21 protein-coding genes are annotated in these 19174 nt (G+C 71.2%); 19 read left to right on the top strand and 2 right to left on the bottom strand.

Annotation, left to right across the window (positions count from 1 at the left end; all coding sequences use genetic code 11):
• Positions 1–51: 51 nt before the first annotated feature.
• The 6 genes from IFT89_RS08640 to IFT89_RS08615 all read left to right on the top strand — a co-directional run bounded on the left by IFT89_RS08640 (position 52) and on the right by IFT89_RS08615 (position 7631).
• Positions 52–2091, top strand: a complete 2040-nt coding sequence (locus IFT89_RS08640; RefSeq protein ID WP_202938743.1) for a bifunctional aldolase/short-chain dehydrogenase — start codon at positions 52–54, stop codon at positions 2089–2091.
• Positions 2088–3551, top strand: a complete 1464-nt coding sequence (locus IFT89_RS08635; protein ID WP_202938742.1) for a rhamnulokinase — start codon at positions 2088–2090, stop codon at positions 3549–3551. Before IFT89_RS08640 ends, IFT89_RS08635 begins: the two co-directional genes overlap by 4 nt.
• Before the next feature lie 9 nt (positions 3552–3560).
• Positions 3561–4493 carry a 2-hydroxyacid dehydrogenase gene (locus IFT89_RS08630; protein WP_202938741.1) on the top strand — a complete coding sequence of 311 codons (933 nt, stop codon included), beginning with the start codon at positions 3561–3563 and terminating at the stop codon, positions 4491–4493.
• A gap of 167 nt (positions 4494–4660) precedes the next feature.
• Positions 4661–5488, top strand: a complete 828-nt coding sequence (locus IFT89_RS08625; protein WP_191942021.1) for a FadR/GntR family transcriptional regulator — start codon at positions 4661–4663, stop codon at positions 5486–5488.
• Positions 5481–6821 (top strand): alpha-hydroxy acid oxidase, encoded by a 1341-nt coding sequence (locus IFT89_RS08620; RefSeq protein WP_191942022.1) that lies wholly within the window; start codon positions 5481–5483, stop codon positions 6819–6821. Before IFT89_RS08625 ends, IFT89_RS08620 begins: the two co-directional genes overlap by 8 nt.
• Positions 6822–6962: 141 nt before the next feature.
• Entirely contained in the window at positions 6963–7631 is a 669-nt protein-coding gene (locus IFT89_RS08615) for an NAD(P)-dependent oxidoreductase (RefSeq protein ID WP_161578679.1), read from the top strand.
• A gap of 31 nt (positions 7632–7662) precedes the next feature.
• Here IFT89_RS08615 and IFT89_RS08610 read toward each other — a convergent pair whose 3' ends face one another.
• Both IFT89_RS08610 and IFT89_RS08605 read right to left on the bottom strand, forming a co-directional pair.
• Positions 7663–8421: a polyprenol monophosphomannose synthase gene (locus IFT89_RS08610; protein ID WP_137244201.1), complete on the bottom strand. Its 759-nt coding sequence runs from the start codon at positions 8419–8421 to the stop codon at positions 7663–7665.
• Between the two features lie 114 nt (positions 8422–8535).
• Complete coding sequence (locus tag IFT89_RS08605) at positions 8536–8769, bottom strand: hypothetical protein (RefSeq protein WP_079706387.1); 234 nt, start codon at positions 8767–8769, stop codon at positions 8536–8538.
• A 246-nt stretch (positions 8770–9015) separates the two neighbouring features.
• Between IFT89_RS08605 and IFT89_RS08600 the strand changes: the two genes are divergently transcribed.
• The 13 genes from IFT89_RS08600 to IFT89_RS20220 all read left to right on the top strand — a co-directional run.
• The gene (locus IFT89_RS08600; RefSeq protein ID WP_137244202.1) at positions 9016–9288 is read left to right on the top strand and encodes an acyl carrier protein; all 273 of its coding nucleotides are present in this window, start codon (positions 9016–9018) and stop codon (positions 9286–9288) included.
• Positions 9285–10478, top strand: coding sequence for a beta-ketoacyl-[acyl-carrier-protein] synthase family protein (locus IFT89_RS08595; RefSeq protein WP_202938740.1), 1194 nt, complete (start codon positions 9285–9287; stop codon positions 10476–10478). The genes IFT89_RS08600 and IFT89_RS08595 overlap by 4 nt, the downstream gene beginning before the upstream one ends.
• Positions 10475–11608, top strand: coding sequence for a beta-ketoacyl synthase N-terminal-like domain-containing protein (locus tag IFT89_RS08590; RefSeq protein WP_202938739.1), 1134 nt, complete (start codon positions 10475–10477; stop codon positions 11606–11608). Before IFT89_RS08595 ends, IFT89_RS08590 begins: the two co-directional genes overlap by 4 nt.
• Complete coding sequence (locus IFT89_RS08585) at positions 11605–12321, top strand: hypothetical protein (protein ID WP_137244204.1); 717 nt, start codon at positions 11605–11607, stop codon at positions 12319–12321. Before IFT89_RS08590 ends, IFT89_RS08585 begins: the two co-directional genes overlap by 4 nt.
• Positions 12321–13118, top strand: coding sequence for a hypothetical protein (locus IFT89_RS08580; RefSeq protein WP_137244205.1), 798 nt, complete (start codon positions 12321–12323; stop codon positions 13116–13118). The genes IFT89_RS08585 and IFT89_RS08580 overlap by 1 nt, the downstream gene beginning before the upstream one ends.
• Positions 13115–14137 (top strand): hypothetical protein, encoded by a 1023-nt coding sequence (locus IFT89_RS08575; RefSeq protein WP_194719014.1) that lies wholly within the window; start codon positions 13115–13117, stop codon positions 14135–14137. The genes IFT89_RS08580 and IFT89_RS08575 overlap by 4 nt, the downstream gene beginning before the upstream one ends.
• On the top strand, positions 14137–15267 hold the full coding sequence (locus tag IFT89_RS08570) for a beta-ketoacyl synthase N-terminal-like domain-containing protein (RefSeq protein WP_137244206.1): 1131 nt from the start codon (positions 14137–14139) through the stop codon (positions 15265–15267). Before IFT89_RS08575 ends, IFT89_RS08570 begins: the two co-directional genes overlap by 1 nt.
• Positions 15264–16184: a hypothetical protein gene (locus IFT89_RS08565; RefSeq protein ID WP_137244207.1), complete on the top strand. Its 921-nt coding sequence runs from the start codon at positions 15264–15266 to the stop codon at positions 16182–16184. Before IFT89_RS08570 ends, IFT89_RS08565 begins: the two co-directional genes overlap by 4 nt.
• The gene (locus IFT89_RS08560; protein ID WP_137244208.1) at positions 16181–17077 is read left to right on the top strand and encodes an alpha/beta hydrolase; all 897 of its coding nucleotides are present in this window, start codon (positions 16181–16183) and stop codon (positions 17075–17077) included. The genes IFT89_RS08565 and IFT89_RS08560 overlap by 4 nt, the downstream gene beginning before the upstream one ends.
• Entirely contained in the window at positions 17074–17391 is a 318-nt protein-coding gene (locus IFT89_RS08555) for a hypothetical protein (RefSeq protein ID WP_137244209.1), read from the top strand. Before IFT89_RS08560 ends, IFT89_RS08555 begins: the two co-directional genes overlap by 4 nt.
• Complete coding sequence (locus tag IFT89_RS08550; RefSeq protein WP_137244210.1) at positions 17388–17819, top strand: hypothetical protein; 432 nt, start codon at positions 17388–17390, stop codon at positions 17817–17819. Before IFT89_RS08555 ends, IFT89_RS08550 begins: the two co-directional genes overlap by 4 nt.
• Positions 17816–18184: a hypothetical protein gene (locus IFT89_RS08545; RefSeq protein ID WP_137244211.1), complete on the top strand. Its 369-nt coding sequence runs from the start codon at positions 17816–17818 to the stop codon at positions 18182–18184. The genes IFT89_RS08550 and IFT89_RS08545 overlap by 4 nt, the downstream gene beginning before the upstream one ends.
• A 60-nt stretch (positions 18185–18244) precedes the next feature.
• On the top strand, positions 18245–19174 hold a 930-nt coding region (locus IFT89_RS20220; RefSeq protein WP_202938738.1), incomplete at its 3' end, for a beta-ketoacyl synthase N-terminal-like domain-containing protein.

The raw sequence follows: 19174 nt of genomic DNA, 5'->3' as shown, positions 1-19174 counted from the left end.
CTTAACACGATTGAACACCGGGCACGGACGTGCCCCGACGAAGGAGTGCGAATGTCCGTGAACCCAACCGCTGCAGAGCTCATCGCCCGCAGCAACCGCCTCGGAAGCGACCCGAAGAACACCAACTACGCCGGCGGTAACACCTCGGCCAAGGGCACCGAGATCGACCCCGTCACGGGCGAGCCGGTCGAGCTCCTCTGGGTCAAGGGCTCCGGCGGCGACCTCGGCACGCTGAAGCCCGAGGGTCTCGCGGTCCTCCGCCTCGACCGCATGCGCGCCCTCCAGGACGTCTACCCCGGCCTCGACCGCGAGGACGAGATGGTCGCCGCCTTCGACTACACCCTGCACGGCAAGGGTGGCGCGGCCCCGTCGATCGACACCGCCATGCACGGCCTCGTCGACGCGGCCCACGTCGACCACCTGCACCCCGACTCCGGCATCGCCATCGCGACCGCCGCCGACGGCCCCGAACTCACCGCGAAGATCTTCGGCGACAAGGTCGTGTGGGTCCCGTGGCGTCGCCCCGGCTTCCAGCTCGGCCTCGACATCGCTGCCATCAAGGCCGACAACCCGCAGGCCATCGGCACCATCCTCGGCGGGCACGGCATCACCGCCTGGGGCGACACCTCCGACGAGGCCGAGGCGAACTCGCTGTGGATCATCGACACCGCGGCCGCCTACATCGAGACGAACTCCCGCCCCGAGCCCTTCGGTCCGCCGCTCGACGGCTACGCAGCCCTGCCCGAGGCCGAGCGTCGTGCGAAGGCGGCGGCCCTCGCGCCCACCATCCGCGGGCTCGCCTCCGCCGACCGCCCCGTCGTCGGCCACTTCACCGACAGCCCCGAGGTCCTCGACTTCCTGGCCTCGGCGGAGCACCCGCGTCTCACCGCACTGGGCACGAGCTGCCCCGACCACTTCCTCCGCACCAAGGTGAAGCCACTCACGGTCGACCTGCCCGCCACGGCGAGCGTCGAGGAGGTCATCGAGCGCCTCGGCACCCTGCACGAGGCCTACCGCGAGGACTACCAGGCCTACTACGACCGCCACGCCACGGCCGACAGCCCGGCGATCCGCGGCGCCGACCCCCTCATCGTCCTCGTCCCCGGCGTCGGCATGTTCAGCTTCGGCAAGGACAAGCAGACCGCCCGCGTCGCCGGCGAGTTCTACGTCAACGCCATCAACGTCATGCGCGGGGCCGAGGGACTCTCCACGTACGCGCCGATCGACGAGGCCGAGAAGTTCGCGATCGAGTACTGGGCACTCGAGGAGGCGAAGCTGCAACGTCAGCCTGCGCCGAAGCCACTCGCGACCCGCATCGCGCTCGTCACCGGTGCCGCATCCGGCATCGGCAAGGCCATCGCCACACGTCTCGTCGCGGAGGGCGCGGTCGTCGCGATCGCCGACCTCTCGCTGGAGAAGGCGCAGGCGGCGGCTGCCGAGCTCGGCACCACGGACGTCGCGATCGGCATCGCCGCCGACGTCTCGAACGAGGCCGCCGTCCAGGCCGCGATCGACGAGACGGTCCTCGCCTTCGGCGGGCTCGACCTCGTCGTCAACAATGCGGGCCTCTCGCTGTCGAAGTCGCTCCTCGAGACCACCGAGGCCGACTGGGACCTCCAGCACAACGTCATGGCGAAGGGCTCGTTCCTCGTCTCGAAGGCCGCCGCACGCGTGCTCATCGATCAGAAGCTCGGCGGCGACATCGTCTACATCTCGTCGAAGAACTCCGTGTTCGCCGGCCCGAACAACATCGCCTACTCCGCGACGAAGGCCGACCAGGCCCACCAGGTCCGCCTCCTCGCCGCGGAGCTCGGCGAGTACGGTGTGAAGGTGAACGGCATCAACCCCGACGGCGTCGTCCGCGGCTCCGGCATCTTCGCCTCGGGCTGGGGTGCGAACCGCGCGAAGACGTACGGCATCGACGAGCAGGACCTCGGCAAGTTCTACGCGCAGCGCACCATCCTCAAACGCGAGGTCGTGCCCGAGAACGTCGCGAACGCGGTCTTCGCGATCTGCACGAGCGACTTCAGCCACACGACCGGACTGCACATCCCCGTCGACGCGGGCGTGGCCGCAGCCTTCCTGCGATGAGTGCGGCAGGCCGGAGCGGCACCGTCGCGGCGGTCGACCTCGGGGCCACGAGCGGGCGGGTCATGCTCGGCCACGTCGGTCCCGGCGAGCTGCGCCTCGTGCCGGTCGCACGGTTCCCGAACACGCCCGTCCGCACGCCGGACGGCCTGCACTGGAACATCCTCGAGCTGTACCGCTCGATCGTCGCGGGGCTGTCGGGCGCAGCGAAGCAGGAGCCGCACCTCGCGAGCATCGGCATCGACTCGTGGGCGGTCGACTACGGCCTCCTCCGGCAGGGGCGCCTCCTCGGCGCACCGTTCCACTATCGCGACGAACGGACGGCGGCAGGTGTCGAGGCGGTCCACGGGACGGTCCCCTTCGCCGATCTCTACCGCGTGAACGGCCTGCAGTTCCTGCCGTTCAACACCGTCTACCAGCTCGCGACCGAGCGCGACGCCGGCATGCTCGACGTCGCCGACACCGCGCTCCTGGTGCCCGACCTCATCGCGCACTGGCTGACCGGTGCTCGCGTCGCCGAGGCCACCAACGCGTCGACCACCGGCCTCGTCCGCGCCGGCGAACCGACCAGGTGGGACGCCGGACTCCTCACCCGACTCGGCATCCCGGCGGCCGTCCTCCCGCCCATCGTCCAGCCGGGCGATCGCATCGGGACGCTCCTCGAAGCGGTCGCCGCCGAGGTCGGTCTGCCCTCGTCCACGCCCGTCACCGCCATCGGCTCACACGACACGGCCTCAGCGGTCGTCGCCGTCCCGATGACGACCCCGGATGCCGCCTACATCTCGTGCGGCACGTGGGGGCTCGTCGGGGTCGAGCTCGAACGACCTGTCCTCACCGAGGCGAGTCGAGCGGCGAACTTCACGAACGAGGGCGGCGTCGACGGACGCACCCGCTTCCTGCACAACGTGATGGGACTCTGGCTCCTGAGCGAGTCGGTGCGCACCTGGGAGCGCGGTGGCGAAACGATCGACCTGCCCGGGCTCATCGCCCAGGCCGCCGCGGTCGACGCACCGGTCTCGGTGTTCGATGCGAACGACCCCCGGTTCCTCGCCCCCGGCGACCTGCCGGCGCGCATCGCCGAGTTCCTCGTCGAGCACGGGCGTGCGGTGCCGCAGTCCCGTGCCGAGTTCGTCCGGTGCATCATCGAGAGCCTGGCCCAGGCGTTCGCGGATGCGGTCCACACGGCTTCCGAGCTGTCCGGGGTCCAGGTGCGCACGATCCACGTCGTCGGCGGTGGATCCCAGAACACGCTCCTGTGCCAACTGACGGCCGACCGCGCGGGGATCCCCGTCATCGCCGGCCCGGTCGAGGCGACGGCGCTGGGGAACGTCCTGGTGCAGGCCAGGGCGGTGGGGATCATCGACGGCGACCTCGAGTCCCTGCGCGCCCTCGTCGCCCGTTCCTTCGAGCCGACCCGCTACGAGCCGCGCAAGCCTGCCGGCTCCACGTCCGTCAGCCGGTAGCGTCGCAGCATGACCGCTTCTCCACTCATCGTCAGCCTGCCCGCCGACCTGCGCGAGGAGGTGCTGTCGCAGGGCCCCCTCCCCGAGGGCGTCGAGTTCGTCGAATGGGATCTGCGCGCCGAACCGCCGGTCGAGCACATCGACCTCGTCGTGCCCGTGTACCTCGGCTCGAACAAGCCGCTCGCGAACGTCGCCGCGGTGACGCCGAAGCTCGTCCAGGTGCAGTCGATCGGCTACGACGGCCTCGCGGACCTCCTCCCCGCGGGCATCACGCTCGCCAACGCGGCGACCGTCCACGAGGCGTCGACGGCGGAGCTCACGGTCGGCCTCATCCTCGCCTCGCAGCGGGGCATCCCGGACTTCGTGCGCGCCGAGCGGACGGGCGAGTGGCTGCAGAGCCAGCGCCCGAGCCTCGCCGACCGCCGCGTGCTCCTCATCGGGTACGGCGGGGTCGGCGCGGCCATCGAGGAGCGGCTGCTCCCGTTCGAGGTGGAGGTCACCCGGGTGGCGTCGAGCGCACGGGAGGACGAGCGAGGGCCGATCCACGGCATCGACGAACTGCCCGGACTCCTGCCACACGCCGAGATCGTCATCGTCGTCGTACCACTCACCGACGGCACCCGCGGCTTGATCGGACACGACTTCCTGGCGGCACTGCCCGACGACGCCCTCGTCGTGAACGTCGCCCGCGGCCCCGTCGCCGACACCGACGCACTCGTGGAGCACGCGACGAGCGGTCGCATCCGGCTGGCGCTCGACGTGACGGACCCCGAACCGCTGCCCGCCGACCACCCGCTCTGGTCCCTGCCGAACGTGCTCGTCTCCCCGCACATCGGAGGCGCGACGAGCGCCATGCTGCCGCGGATGGCGCGTCTCCTGCGTCGACAGATCGAACATCTGTTGGCCGACGAGGAGCCGGAGAACATCGTCCTCCGCACCTGAGTTCCTGGCGCCCGGGCACGTGCCCGCGCTCGCGGCACGCCCTGCGACACGGGCCACGGGCGCGGGCACGTGCCGCGACGGAGAAAAGTTCACAATGGGCTCGCGTTGAATCGGTTCAAGAGGTAGGCTTTGTGGTCTGACCACACCGCAGTGTCGAAGGAGGATCGATGAACGCACCAGTGACGGCAGCGGCCCCCGCGACGCCGCCCGCCACCGCAGCAGCGGAGCCCCGGGCCTGGGAGGTCGTGCTCGCCCGCATCGAGTCGGACCTCCTCAGCGGTGTCCTCACCCCCGGCGACCGCCTGCCCGGCGAACGACAGCTCGCGATCGACCTCGGCGTCGGTCGGTCCAGTGTCCGCGAGGCGATCCGCGTCCTCGAGGTCCTGGGGCTCATCCGCACCCACACGGGATCCGGCCCCACCGCCGGCGCGATCATCGTCGCCACGCCGTCGGGTGGCATGGCCACTCTCATGCGGCTCCAGGTCGCCGCGCAGGGCTTCGCCGTCCAGGACGTGGTCGACACCAGGCTCGTGATCGAGACTGCGGTCGTCCACAGTCTGGCGTCGCGTGCCGAAGCAGCCGTCCCCGATCTCACGCACCCCGAGTCCCTGCTCGACGCGATGGACCAGCCCACCCTCACGGAGGCCGAGTTCCTCGCCCTCGACGCGCAGTTCCACCTGTCGCTCGCCGAGGCGGAGGGCAACCAGGTCCTCGTCGCCACGATGTCGGGTCTCCGTGACTCCATCGAACGCTACGTCCTGGCCGGTGTCCCACAACTGGCGTCGTGGTCAGCCACCGCCGACCGCCTGCGCGCCGAGCACCGGGGCATCGTGGAGGCGATCCGCCACGCCGACGCCGAGCTGGCCCGCCAGTCCGTCCGCTCCCACATCACCAACTACTACCAGGCTCGCGAACTGTCAGAAGACGACAGTCCGCACCCCTCGACACCCACCTCAAGCGACAGTTCGCGGAAAGAAGAGACAGACCATGGTTGAACGCCGCATCCCCAAGCCCCACGACCTCCTGCCGCTCATGCAGTTCAAGAAGCCGGAGTTCAACGCCCGCCGGCGACGCCTCGCGGCCGCCACCACCATCAGCGATCTGCGCACGATCGCGAAGAAGGTCACGCCGACGGCACCCTTCGACTACACCGACGGCGCCGCCGAGGGCGAGATCTCGCTGGCCCGGGCACGGCAGGCGTTCCAGGACATCGAGTTCCACCCGGCCGTCCTGAAGAACGTCGCGAACGTCGACACCGGCTGGGACGTCCTCGGCGAGCGCGTCGCGTTCCCCTTCGGCATCGCTCCCACCGGCTTCACCCGCATGATGCAGACCGAGGGCGAACGGGCGGGAGCCTCCGCCGCAGCGGCCGCGGGCATCCCCTTCACCCTGTCGACCATGGGCACGACCTCGATCGAGGACGTCAAGGCGGCGGCACCAGGTGGCCGCAACTGGTTCCAGCTCTACATGTGGAGTGAGCGCGAACGGTCGATGGCGCTCGTCGACCGCGCGGCAGCGGCCGGCTACGACACCCTCGTCGTGACGGTCGACACCCCCGTCGGCGGCGCCCGCCTGCGCGACGTCCGCAACGGCATGACGATCCCGCCGTCGCTCACCCCGAAGACCATCGTCGACGCGCTCCCCCGCCCGGCGTGGTGGATCAACTTCCTCACCACGGAGCCGTTGGCCTTCGCGAGCCTCGACCGCTGGTCGGGAACCGTCGCGGCGCTCATCGACACGATGTTCGACCCGACCGTCGGTCCTGACGAGGTCAAGTACATCCGCGAGCAGTGGAAGGGCAAGCTCATCGTCAAGGGCGTCCAGTCGGTCGCCGATGCGAAGCTCGCCGTCGACCTCGGTGCGGACGCCGTCCAGCTCTCCAACCACGGCGGCCGCCAGCTCGACCGCGCGCCGATCCCGTTCCACCTCCTGCCGAGCGTCGTGCGCGAGGTGGGCAAGGACGCCGAGGTGCACCTCGACACCGGCATCATGAACGGCGCCGACATCGTGGCGTCCGTCGCGCTCGGTGCGCGCTTCACCTTCATCGGCCGCGCGTACCTGTACGGACTCATGGCAGGTGGGCGCGAGGGCGTCGACCGCGCGATCCAGATCCTCTCGGGCGAGATCGTGCGCACGATGAAGCTCCTGGGCGTCGCATCGCTCGAGGAGCTGCAGCCGCACCACGTGACCCAGCTGTCACGGTTCACGACGCTGCAGCCGATGCCGGAGCAGTCGTCGCTCAGCGCCGGTCGGCCGGCAGGCGCGAAGCCCGCGGCACCGGCAGCTCGGAAGGCTCCGGCCCGGAAGCCGGCGGCCGCGAAGGCCTGACCGCCCGACCGAACGCGGTCACCGCCGCACTCCACGGGTTGTCCCCGATGTCCTCCGTCGCTCCGTCGGGAACGATGGAACCGTCCCGACGGTCGCAGCACCTGCGCCGTCGGGCCGGTGTTCGACGATCTGGAGGCGACGGTGGCACAGCTCCTCGTGATCGGTGGGAGCGGCCGCACCGGGCGACTCATCATCGGCGAGGCTCTTCGCCGCGGCCACTCGGTCACCGCCCTCGTGCGCGACCCCACAGCCGTCGTCCCCGGCGACCGGCTGACGGTGGTCCAGGGGTCTCCCCTGCGGAGCGAGGACGTCGAGGAGGCCATGCGTGGCGCGCAGGCCGTCATCATCGCCCTCAGCAACATCGGCTCGTCGGACTGGCCGTGGGCGCGCCAGGTGAGTCCTCCCGATCTCATCTCGAACGCCGTGCGCATCGTGACGGACGCGATGCGGTCGCGTGGCCTCCGCAGAATCGTCCTCCTCTCCGCACTCGGTGCCGGCGAGTCGGTCCGGAGCGTCCCCGCCGGCCTGCGGTGGGCGACGCACTTCCTCCGACTCGGCACCGTCTACGCCGATCACGAGCAGGCGGACGCGTTCCTCCGCCGCTCGGAGCTCGACTGGACCATCGTGCACCCGACTGTGCTCTCGGCCAGCGACGCCCGACGCCCGGTCGTGTCGTCACCACCGGGGAGCTGGCCGAGCTCGCTCCGCATCCCACGCTGCGACGTCGCCGCGTTCCTCGTCGACGCGGTCGACGACGAGGATCTCATCGGCTCGGCTCCGGTCATCTCCTCGGGGCCGCGCCGCAGCTGACGGCCCACCCGCCGACGGGCGCCGCCGCGACTCAGGAGCCGGCGGCCGCCCGTGACGCTGCCGGACGACGCCCGATGATGCGGTCCGTCAGTTCGCAGACGCCCCACCAGGTGACGCGGAGCATCGCCTCGACGACGATGCCGCTCGTCATCTTGGAGGCCCCGAGCGTCCGCTCGGTGAAGGTGATCGGCACTTCGACGATCCGCAGACCGGCGCGGTTCGCGTGCCAGAGCATGTCGACCTGGAAGCCGTAGCCGTGGCTGTGGACCTCGTCGAGCTGCAGCCGACGCAGTGCGTCAGCGCTGAACACGCGGTAGCCGCCGGTCACGTCGCGGGCGGGGAGCCGGAGCGCGAACCGGGCGTAGGCACTGCCGACCCGCGAGATGGCCTCGCGATGCTTGGGCCAGTTGACGACGGTGCCGCCCGGGACCCAGCGCGACCCGAGGACGACGTCCGCGTCCGCGGTGGCCGCGAGGAGTGCCGGCAACTGCTCGGGGGCATGGGATCCGTCGGCGTCCATCTCGACCACATTGCCGAATCCGCGCCCGAGTGCCCAGGCGAAGCCGGCCTTGTACGCGGCGCCGAGCCCTTCCTTGCCGGTGCGGTGCAGCACGTGCACCGCGTCGTCCTCGGCCGCGAGCCGGTCGGCGATCGCTCCGGTGCCGTCGGGTGAGTTGTCGTCGACCACGAGCACCTCGACGGAGGGAGCAGCGACACGGACGCGCGCGACGATCCTCTCCAGGTTCTCGCGTTCGTTGTAGGTGGGAATGATGACCACCGTGGAATCCATGTGCCGTCCTCGTGTCTGCTCAGCCAGCGTAGCGCGCTGAACAGGACCGTATCGGCGGCCTCCGGCCGGACGGCCGGACGCTCAGGAAACGGTCGGCGAACGTCCGGCTGGGGGTCAGTTGTTGCTGGCGAAATGCGCCGGGATGAAGATGGCGAGCGCGATCATGAGGATGCCACCCATGAACCAGACGGCCTGCAGGACGTCCGTGCGGAACGCCTCGCCGAACGCCCACATGCCGCCGGCGAACAGGGCGAAGGCGATCACGACCCAGAACCCCGTCGCATCGCTCAGGGTGCCGGAGCGCCCTGCGTTGGCGCGTTCGTGGTCACGTCGTTCTCCGGCGTCCATGGGTGCCCTTCCTCAGGTTCAAGCGGTCAGTGCAGGTATACGCCGCCCCACTGGCACCCGCAACCCTCTCGGCCAGACCGATGATCGTGCAAGCCGGTGCGGCTGAGGTCGCCGAGCGACTTGCGGGGTCGTTTCGGACAATCGGCGGACCCCATGCGGCCCGCCTGGGGTCGTACCCCATTGTCGTGGCGGAGCGGCGGTTCATAGCGTCGGAGCACCACGTCCGCTCCCGACGACAGGAGAACCATGACCGCACTCACCCCCACCCAGCAGGAGACCATCAAGCAGGAGGTCTGCGAGATCCTCGAAGTGGACCCCGCCGCCGTCAGCACGGACTCGCTCTTCAAAGAGGAGCACGACGCCGACTCGATGCGAGCCATCGAGATCCTCGCTTCACTCGAGCGACTCTTCGACATCGAGATCCCCCAGGCGTCGATGGCCCGGATGGTCAACCTGCGAGGCATCCACACCGTCGTCGCCGAGGCTCTCGACGCCTCCACCGCCTCCACCCCGGCATGAGCGACCGCAGCCGACGGGTCGCGATCACGGGCGTCGGGCCGGTCACGTCGATCGGGATCGGCGCAACCGCGTTCCGCGAGGCACTGCGCGAAGGACGGTGCGGTGCTGCGCCGATCACCTCCTTCGACACGACCGGTTTCGCCTTCGCGCACGGCTGCGAGGTTGCGAATCCACCCGCAGACGACCCCCGCTTCGGGCGTGCCGCGTCGTTCGCCCGCCAGGCGGCGACGCTCGCCCTCGCTGACGCCGGTCTCGACGTCGAGCAGCTCGCCGACGCCCGGGTGACCATCGCGGTCGGCACGACGGACGGCGAGTCGCAGGACCTCGACGAGCTGTCCGACCGCCTCCGCGACCCGGATGCTCGGATCGACCCGGTCCTCGCCGGGCGCGTGCACCCGGTCCACCTCGCGGCCGGCATCGCGGAGCTCGTCGACTCGACGCTCGTCGACCTGGTCACCATCGCGACGGCATGCAGCGCCGGCAACTACGCGATCGGGTACGGATACGACGCCATCGTCGCCGGGGAGGCCGACCTGGCTCTCGTCGGCGGCGCGGACGCCCTGTGCCGGAAGACATTCACGGGCTTCTACCGGCTCGGCACCATCGCCCCGGACCTGTGCCGTCCGTTCGATGCGGACCGGTCCGGCATCCTCACCGGCGAGGGCGCGGGGATCCTCGTCCTCGAGCCGCTTGAGGTGGCCGAGGCCAGAGGCGCGACCGTCCTGGCGGAGGTCATCGGCTACGGGCTCACCTGCGACGCGTCCCACCCGGTGGCGCCCGACATCGCCGGAGTGGCGGCCTGCGTGTCGAAGGCGCTCGAGCGCTCCGGCATCCGTCCCGATGAGGTCGACCTCGTCTCGGCGCACGGGACCGGCACGAAGGCGAACGACGTCGCCGAGTGCACGGCGCTCGTCCGGGTGTTCGGGGAGCAGCCGCCGCGCACGATCTCGATCAAGTCGATGATCGGCCACTCGATGGGCGCGGCGAGCGCCATCGGCGCGATCGCCTCCGCGCAGGCACTCGAGAGCGGCTTCATCCCACCGACCATCAACCACCGCACGACGGACGACGCCTGCCCGATCGACTGCGTGCCGAACGAGTCCATCGATGCCCCGTTGCGGGTGGTCCAGAACAACGGACTCGCCTTCGGTGGGAACAATGCCGTCCTGTTGCTGCGAGCGGCGTCGTGAACGCGAGTGCCGGTGACCCCGTCCGCATCATCGGGCGGGGAGCCGTCACCTCGGTCGGCGCCAACGCGGCCGAGTGCTTCGACCGCATCCTCTCCGGGCACAGCGGTGTCGCCCTCTTGGCGGACCCGTTGCAGGGCCGGTACGCGGCGCGCCACGCCTATGAACTCGGAGACGGTCTCGCCGCTGCGACACCGGGTCGGGCCGGGGCGCTGCTCGTCGAGGCGATCGCGCAGGCGCTGGCCCAGGCGGGACTCGACGAGGGGGCCGACCTCCCGGTGATCGTCGGGACGGGCCTCGGCGAGACGAGGAGCGCCGAACTTGCCTGGATCGCCCGCGAGCCGCTTCCGACGGCTTCGTCGACGCTGGGCGAGGCGGTCCGGGCCCGGTTCGGGAGCAGTCGGGTCGAGACCATCTCGAACGCGTGCGCGGCCTCGCTCTACGCCCTCGCGATGGCCTCCGACCTCATCGACGACGGTGAGGCCGAGACGGTGGTGGTCGGCGGGGTCGACGTCATCTCCTCGAGCATGTTCGGCCTGCTCGACCGGGTGCAGCCCGAGCCGCCCGAGGCCGTCACCCCATTCGACGCCGAGCGGAAGGGAGTCCTCATGGGCGAGGGGGCTGCGGCCGTCGTGTTGTCCCGTGCCAGACGTGGTCCGGTCCTGCGGGGTGTCGCGCTCGGCTGCGACGCGGTGCACGTGACCGCTCCGGACCCCGACGGCATGGCCGCCTGCATCCGGGCAGCGCACGCGCTCGCCGGCGTCGGCGCGTCCGACGTCGACGTGGTCTTCGCCCACGGGACCGGGACGATCCTCAACGACGATGCGGAGGCGACCGCCATCCGTTTGGTCTGGACGGGTCGGGCGACTCCTCCGGTCGTCGCGGTGAAGGGTGCCACCGGTCACACCTCGGGTGGCTCTGGCCTGTTCAGCCTCGTGATGGCCGCGGAGACGCTGCACCGCGGTGTAGTCCCGCCGATCCTCGGCCTCACCTCACCGACGGCTGCGGCGGCGGGACTCGACCTCGTCACCGCTCCCAGGTCGCTGCCGAAGCACCATGTCGCCCAAGTGAACGCCTTCGGCTTCGGTGGGTTGAACGCCGTCGCCGTCCTCGACCGGGACGAATCGCGATGAGCGCGCACGCGACCCAATCCCCGTCGACCGGCGGCGGCCTGCTCGCCGCGGGCGTCATGCTCCCCGAGCTCGGCATCCTGCGGCCGGAACATCTGCGGCAGGCATCGACCCGGGTCGACCCGGACCTGCAGGCACGGCTCGGGCGCCGAGGCCTGCGGTACAACACGAGGGCTTCCCTGCTGGCGGCGGCGGCCGCGCTCGAGGCGGTCGCCGAACATCCGGTCGAGCGCGGCGATGGGACGGCGATCGTCGCGGCGACGCTGTCCGGTTCGCTCGAGACGACCGCCGCCGCCGCCGAACGCATCGCCGGAGCGGGCAGCGGATCACTCAGTCCGATGGACTTGCCGAACGCGAGCAAGAACGTCCTGGCCGCGCAGCTGGCGATCCGACTGGGGGTGACCGGTGTCTGTCTCACGGTAGACGACGGCTTCGATGGCGCTGCGGTGTTGCGCTGGGCGTCGAGGCTGCTCCGACACGGTCGGGCGTCCCGCGTGCTCGTCGTCTGTGCCGAGGCCCCCTCGGAGGTGTCCCGGACGCTGTACCCGAGCGTCGCTCTCGTCGAGGGGTCGATCGCGCTGCTGCTCGGGCCGGATTGGGCGCGCAGCCGGCCGGCGGTCGATGAGCGCGGCGTGTTTCCGGAGTGGGCGTCGTCGGTCGAACTCGCCACGCTCGCCGCGCCGCTCCGCGCGCTCCTCGGCCCGGATGTGCGCTGATGACCGCGCCCGTCCGCCTGCTGAGCGGCCTCGCCGGCACCCCGTCGGTCTGGCGTCCACTGACGCAGGCCATCGGTCGCGAGGTCGAGGTCGAGATCCCTGCCCCGCCGTGGGCCTCGCCCGACGGCGACGAACTGCCCCGACTGGCACTCGTGGAGGACTTCCTCGCCGCCGCGTGCTCCGGCGCCGAGCTCGTCGTCGCGCACTCCTACGCCGCGACGCTCCTACTCGGGTACCTGTGCGTGGCTCGTCGGCGCGGGCTCCCCACGCCGGGGCGGACCGTGCTCGTCTCGACCTTCTACCAGGGGGCGCGGGCAGAGGTCCGCTGGACTGACCTCGCTTCGTTCGTCGAACGCTTCGACGAGGTGCTCGCGGAAGGCATCCGGGCGTCGGGGATCCGTGCCGACGCGCCGTCCGACCGCGTGCTCGACATGGCCCGCCACGTACGCGAACGGATCGGAGCGTACGGCTGGCTGGCGTTCTACACCGCCTACCTCCACTCGGCCGATCTCCCGGTGCACGACCTGCCGGGCGGGATCCGTCTCGCCCACGGAGCGCTCGACACGGCGGCCCCGCCCTCGGGGTCGCGGAGGCTCCGGGCCCGCACCCGCGAGGCCGGACTCGACCTGCCGCTGCTCGAACTCGATCGATCGGCACACTTCCCGATGGTCGACGACCCCATGTCGCTGCACCACTGGTGCATCGCACCGCCCGACGTCGGAGCACCGCACCGCGGTCCCGACTCCACCCCGCGTCCATCCCCACATCCCCACCACGCATGGAAGGCATCACTGTGACCATCACCACCCCGCAGCCGTCCCCCCGCTCGGTCGACGGCCTCGACTCCGGCCGGCTCGCGATCGGCTCGACCCATCGCTCCACCCTTCGGCCCCGCTTCGAGGGGACGAACATCTGTACGTGGATCGGTTTCAAACACGTGAACTACCTCGTCGAGGAAGCGGTCCTGGCGCACTTCCGGGCCGCGGACCTCGGCCCCGGGCAGCTCTTCGAGGAGTACGCCCTCGGACTGGATCTCGTCGACGTCACCACGAGGATCCTTCACGCGCTCCACATCGACGACGAGGTCCGTGGCGAGACCAGCCGCCTGGACGATGTCGACGATGCGGCCGCCTTCCGGGTGGTCCTGTTCGTCGAACGCGCCGGTGCCACGCTCAAAGCCGTCACCTCCACGGTGCACGTCTCCCTCCGCCGTGACGACCGCCACACCGGTGTCGCCGCAGCGGCGCCGGACGTCCTGTCCGGCGCCGTCGTCGACCGGATCGCGCGTCGGGTCAGCCGCGCCGAGCCGCCGGTCGACCGACTCCCGGTCCCGGCCGGCCTGCCGACATCCGACGGAGCGACCAGCCCGACGGTGCCGGTCGAGCTCCTGGCCCGGGGCGGATCGGCGCTGGTCTGGCGGTCTCACATCCCTTACCCCTACTGCCACCACACCGTGCGCCTGCAGATGAGCGGGCACCTTCGGAACCTCGAGGAGGTCGTCGACCGCTATCTCGCGGCCCATGGCGTGAGCATCCGGACCCTACTCGATGAGCAGGACTGGATCCCCGTCGTCCCGGTGTCGCGCATCTCCATGGTCGCCGAGGCGCTTATGGAGGAAGAACTCATCACCGTCTTCGAGGTGGTCCAGGTGTTCAAACGTGCCACCTACACCGCGCGCATGGACAGCTACGTGATCCGCGACAGCGACCTTGTCCTGGTGGCCACCGGCACCATCACCCACGGGTACGCCGTCATCGAGAGCCGGTCCGACTGGTCCATGATCGAGTTCGACGACCGCCTGCTCGGCGCGCTGTGATGACGACGACGCCGGTGCTGCACGTGCTCGGCCTCGGAGCGGTCAGCGCGGCGGGCGTCGGGGTCGGGGCGTTGTGGCGGGCCATGAAGGGCGATCGCCCCGCGCCCCGGCGCACCGACGACGAGGCGTTGTCCGCGCCCGTGCGCTCGATGTTCCGCGTCGGTGACGACGAGGTGCTGGGCCACCGTGCCGCCGGATTCGGGATCACCGCTGCGCGGGAGGCGCTCGACGAGGCGGCCGGACGAGGCTTCGACGGGGCAAGCCTCCGTCTGGCCGTCGTCGTCGGCACCGGTATGGGCGAGACCACAGGGCAGGAGGCGGCGCGTTCCTCGGACGGTCGAGCGAGCGAGCAGAGCGCGTTCGAGACGGCGACGCTGATCGCCGACGCCGTCGGCGCGACGGGTCCGGTCGTCTGCGTGAGCAACGCCTGCGCCGCGTCGGCCTATGCGCTGGGCCACGCTGTCGACCTCCTGTCGGTCGGCGAGGCGGACGCGGCGCTCGTCGTCGGCGCAGAGGCCTACTCGCGGAGCGCACTCGCCGCATTCAACCGGCTCGGCGCACTCGACGCCGAAGGATGCCGACCGTTCGCCGTCGACCGGCGGGGCACCGTCTTCGGCGAGGGAGCGGGCGCATTGCTGCTCGTCCCGGAGACGCACCCCGCCGAGCCTGTCGCCCGCGTGGTGGGATCCGCCTTCAGCTGCGATGCGACGCACCCGACCGCCCCGGACGAATCCGGCGAACAACTCGAACGAGCCTTTCTCAGTTCCTGGAGCGCCGACCAGGAGGGGCCCGACGCGGTGATCCCGCACGGGACGGGCACGCAGCGCAACGACGCCGTGGAGGCGACCATGCTGGAAGCCCGTCGGCCCGATGCGCCCTGGTTCAGCCTGAAGGCGCTGCTCGGGCACACCGGTGGCGCCTCAGCGAGCCTCGCGTTCGTTGCCGCCTGTCTCATCTCCGCGAACCGGCTGCTGCCCGCGAACGTCGACGTGGGTGAACCGATCCCGTCCGCGGCACCCCGGCTGCCTGCCGCGGCGGTCACCTGGGACGTCCCGCCCCGTATCGCCGTCAACGCGTCCGCGTTCGGCGGGAGCAACTCGACCGTGCTCTTCGAAGGGATCCCGACGTGACGATCATCCTCGGAACGCACCGGGTCCTACCTCCTGATGACGCCGTCGCGTCCGGCTGCGGGGCGGACTGGTTCAGGCCGTCGGACCACCTCCCCGGACGCGGCGTCCGGCTCCTCCCGCGTGGCGTGCAATTGGCGGCTGCGGCGGTCTCCGGATTGCCGGAGGAGATGCTGTGGGCCTGTCCGGCGGACCGTCGTGGTGCCTGGATCGTGACGTCGACCTTCGCGGAACGGATGCAACAGGAGATCGATGCGGAGGTGCTCGCGTCAGGGTCGGACGGCCTCAGCCCGCTCTCGGCACCGTACTTCTCCGTGAACCTCCTGGGCGACCGCCTCGTCCGGGATCACCGCGTCAAGGGCATGGCCGTCGCCATCACCAGCCCGCGCACCGGGCTGACCGACGCGCTCGCAGGCGCGGCTCACGCTCTCGCGCTCGGCCGGGTGGACCGAGCCGTCATCGTGTGCGCCGAAGTCGACGCCGACGGTTCGGGCCGGGTCCGCGAGGGTGCCGTGGCCCTCGTCCTCGCCGCGGAGGATGATGCGCCGGACACCGACGCCGTCGTCGCCCGCGTCACGGTCGATCGAGGATTCCTCCACGGCGAGGACTCGCCTCTCCGCCTCGGTCAGGAGGCGAGCGGCGCTCCGTCCGCTGGCCGAAGCGGCCACCGGCACCTCGTCTTCTCGGACCGCGCGCAGGACAACGCGGCCCTGCACCGTGTCATCGACCTCGACGGTGAATGCGTTGACGCCGAACGGTCACCCCTCCGTCGTGGCTCGATCGATCAGGCGGTCGCCCTCGCGGACCTCGCCGAGGGCCCGGGCGGCACGCTCACGACCGTCGCGGTGGCCGGTGAGTGGTCGCGGATCGAGATCTCCACCTTGCCCGGCCGCCCCGACGCCGACGGAGGGCGCCGATGAGCCTCCGGACCGCCGCGCGCCGTTGGGCACCCGTCGCCGCGATCTCGGGCGTACTCGGAACCTTCCACCCCGCCCCCTCGGACGTCCCCGACCTCCCCCTCTGGCCGGAACCGGTGGCGGAGCGGATCACGGTGCGGTCGGGCAGGGACGGCGTCCGGGTCGCCTGCTGGTTCCTCGACTCGACGGGACCGCACTGCGTAGTGGTGATGCACGGGCTCGGACAGACCGCCGGCGACGTCGCCAGGCAGTGCGAGGCGATCAGAGCCGCCGGGCATCACGTCGTCGTCTTCGAACTGCGCAACCACGGCCGGAGCGACCGTCGGCGTCGCTTCATGCGGATGTCCGACAGGCAGGTGGCGGACCTTGCTGCGGTCGTCGACCGCGTCCGCTCCGACCCGCGCGTCACCGGGCGGATCGGGCTGTTCGCCTGTTCCTTCTCCACGTGGGCCGCGACACGGCTCGCCGCGACCGGCCGCGCGGGGACCATCGACGCACTGGTCTGCGACTCGGGCCCGGAACGGTCCACCGGGCGGGCGATCGGGAGCATCGTCGCCCGTCGAGCGGAGTTCGCGGGGCGTACCCCGGCGCAGGCGCAGCGCGCTGGGCGGTTCGCCGAATGGTTCGCCAGGACGATCATCGCCGAACCGGATTGGCCGCCGCCCCGGCTGACGACGCCCTCCCTGTTCCTCGTCGGCCGTCGTGATCGCGTGATCAGCGCCGCAGAGGTGCGCGCGTTCGCCGCCCGCTATCCGACGGCACGATGCACGGTCGATCCACGCGCCGCGCACCTCACCTGGGCGTCACGTGACCCGGAGCGCTACGACGGACTCCTCCGCGATCACTTCGACGCGCACCTCGGCGAGCCGGCGCGACGGACGGAGTGCGGACGATGAGCGGCCGCTGGTGCCTGATCGCGATCCGGCGTGCCGCCATCGCCCATGACGGCCTCCGCCGCGACGCGGAGGCACTCGCCGCAGAGGGGTGTCTCGTCGAACTCGTCTTCGCGGGCGACGCGCTGAGCGAGTTCCTCGCGAGCTGCGCGGACGAGCCCATCGCCACGACCGCGTCTCCCTATGAACGGTTGGTCGACCGGCACTCGCTTCGACGTCGCGGATCGCCTGAGCTGCCGCGGGACGTCATCGTCGTCGACGAGTACCATGTGGCCGACCGGCTGCTCGACCCGGCCTGGCGGGTGGTGTGGCGATGACCCCGACGGCACCCGCATCCTCGCGGCCGGCGCAGGCGCCCGCCGACCTGTTCGTCATCCTCGCCGCCGCACCGTTCGGTGATGAGTCGGTCAGCACCGCGGTCCGCTGCATCCGTGCGGTCCTCGACCGCGGTGGGAGGGTGATCGTCTGGACCTGCGGGTTCGCGAACTGGCTCACCCAGGAAGGCCATCCGTCGGTCAAGCCGACGAACGCGTTGGCGCGCGATCAGGACTACCCGTCGACCCAGTCGATCGTCCTCCGGATGATTGATGAGAAAGAGGACCGCCTGGAGTGGTACGCCTGTCGGTTCTGCAGCGACGAACGCAACCTGCTTCGCCACGCGCCGGCGGCGCACGTGAGGCTCGCCATGCGGCTCGTGGCCACGAGCCGGCGGGCTCGGACCGTCATCTCGGTGGGTCTGACGTGAACGGGCCCTGGCACGTGGTGCTCGACCAGCCCTTCCGCGGTGACGTCGAACGGGCCTACCTCGACTCCCTCAACCAGGTTCGCGTGTGCTCCGCGCAGTGTCGGGGCGACCTCGAGGTCTCGCTCCGCGGCGAGGCCGTGCTGCTCGCGAGCCGCCGATCCACCGACGCTCCCCTCGCGGACTGGGGCTCGATCCCCCTCGACGGACTCGATGCGGTCATCGACGACGGAACGGAGGTGCTGGTCGAACTGGAATCCTGTCGCACCCTCCTCGGTGCCGCGCCCCTCCGAGCCGGCGTGCGCCTGGTCACCGCCGCGGACCTCGCGCGGCGATGGCTCGACTCGTCCGCCGTCCTGTTCTTCTGACCCCGACGCCCTCCGCCCAGGACCCACCGCGTCCCACCCCATCCACCTCGAAAGGCCCCAGTGTCCTCCGTCCCACCACCCAGCGCACTGCGCGCGGACCACTCGTCCACGACCTCGACTCCGAGGCGACCACTCCACATCGCCGCGATCGCCGCACGTTCCCGATTCGGGTACGGCTTCGAAACGGTGCTCGACGCCCTCACCACCGGCGCCGAGGCGCCGTCCACCGTAGTCGAGGACGCGCTGGCCCGCCCCATCGAGGGGTTCGATCTCCGGACGGAAGCCGGCCCGGGGAGCGTGCGGACGCTCGACCGAGCCACCGGCATCGCGCTGTCGGCGCTCGCCTCGCTCTGCTCCGAAGGGACGACGGTCGGTCCGGAAACCGCGCTGATCCTCGGCACGAGCATGGGCAGTGTGGCTAGCACGATCCGCTTCACGCAGGACGGCCTATCGGGCAGCAGACCGTACCTCGTGGACCCGTCGCGGTTCCCGAACACGGTCATGAACTTCGCCGCTGGGCAGAGCGCGATCAGGCACGGCCTGACTGGTCCCAACGCCACGGTGATCGCGGGTGCGGTCACCGGGATCACCGCGCTCCGTTACGCGCGCCGGATGATCGGCGGCGGGCAGGCCGAGCGCGTCGTGGTCGGGGCGACGGAGGAGCTCAGCGCGGAGCGGATCCGCCTCGCTCGGGCCATCGGGTCGGCCACGTCGATTCCGCTCGGTGAGGGTGCCGCGATGCTGCTCCTCACCCCCGTCACCGAGGCCACCGACGGACCGGCCGTCCTCGTGACCGAAGCCCTGACCGCGTTCGCCTCCGCCTCCCGGCCCGGCGCCGGAGATCGATCGGCAGGCGCCCTCGTCGCGAGGGCCTCGGCAGCCGGCACGGGCACTCCGCAGGCCGTCATCGCCGTGGGCGCCGACGACGACCTCGCGCCGCTGCTGCGACAGGTGCGCGCGACCCCGAGCCCGACCATCGAGCTCGCTCCG

This window comes from Plantibacter sp. CFBP 13570, from assembly GCF_014841395.1.
GTDB classification, from domain to species: domain Bacteria; phylum Actinomycetota; class Actinomycetes; order Actinomycetales; family Microbacteriaceae; genus Plantibacter; species Plantibacter auratus.
Note: the sequence above shows the minus strand (reverse complement) of the source record. Positions and strands in the feature narration are given on the sequence as shown.